The organism is Massilia sp. 9I (genome assembly GCF_902506415.1).
Lineage (GTDB): Bacteria > Pseudomonadota > Gammaproteobacteria > Burkholderiales > Burkholderiaceae_D > Telluria.
The window spans coordinates 1-1,038 of sequence record NZ_LR733277.1 but is presented as its reverse complement, the minus strand read 5'-3'; the positions used below and the strand labels follow the sequence as shown (position 1 = coordinate 1,038).

The 1,038-nt window shown below is 70.8% G+C and carries 2 protein-coding genes; both read left to right on the top strand.

The annotated features are described in order from the left end of the window. The first annotated feature begins 452 nt into the window (after window positions 1-452). Window positions 453-827 (top strand): hypothetical protein, encoded by a 375-nt coding sequence (locus GV068_RS24765; protein ID WP_052481832.1) that lies wholly within the window; start codon window positions 453-455, stop codon window positions 825-827. Between the two features lie 29 nt (window positions 828-856). Continuing rightward, window positions 857-1,038, top strand: a 182-nt coding sequence (locus GV068_RS24760) for a hypothetical protein (protein WP_201303421.1), incomplete at its 3' end; no start/stop codon positions are given.

The following is a 1,038-nucleotide window of genomic DNA, read 5'->3' as shown; positions in this document are numbered from 1 at the left end:
ACCCGATCCCGGTCGACCCAATCCCGGTTCCGACCGACCCAACGGACCCGACCGACCCGGGCACCGACCCGACGGTCCCGACCGACCCGATCCCAGACCCGTCGGAGCCCGCACCTGTGGACCCGGCGCCAGTCGACCCGGATCCCGCTCCGGCGGATCCCGGCACGGACCCCACGCAGCCCACCGACCCGGGCACGCCGGCACCCGAGCAGCCGACCGACCCCGCACCCGCACAGCCCTCGCCGACTCCTACCCCGGCTCCGGCTCCCGCTCCGACGTCCACGCCGGCTGCTGGCGCGAGCTCGCCGGCACCTGCCCCGGCCCCTGCACCTCGCTCCACCGGAGCGTCCCAGACGCGTGGCACCAACACTCCCGCCACGACTCCCCGGCACACCCCTAACCCCGGAACGACGCTCCCCGTCGTCGCCGGCTAACCCCGAAAGGTCCCGCTCATGAGCGCACTCCTCGCCCCGGTCATCAACATGACCACCAGCGCCGTCATCGCGGCACACACGCCGTCCGAGGTGACGGCGAAGGGCGCCAACATCAACCCGTTCGACGGCGTCAAGCCGGACCCGTCGTGGCTCGGCGACAACTTCACCACCCAGTGGAAGATCGCGCTTGGCGGTATCTGGTTCCTCTTCATCCTCGGATCGGCGTTCTTCCTGCTCAAGGCCGTCTCGAGGCTGCGGCACTTCAAGAACGCGAAGAACCCGCAGAAGGCCGAGGCCGCAAAGGGCGAGGTGATCGGCACGTCCCTGATGACCGGCGGAATCATCATCGTCCCGGCGATCTTCGGGTTCATCCTCAACGCCGTCAACGGCTGATCCGTCCACACCAGCGAGGGGAATCGCACATGAGCAAGCAGACCGCATCCCAGCCCCGGCGTCGCCGCCGGTGGTGGCTGATCCCAGTCGGGATCCTCGCGGCGATCGCACTCGTCGCGGTCGGCGTCACCATCGCGAACCTCGCCTCGCCGAACACCACCCGCACCCCGGCCGGGGCGGCCACCGAGGCCCCCACGGGCACCGGCAGCAC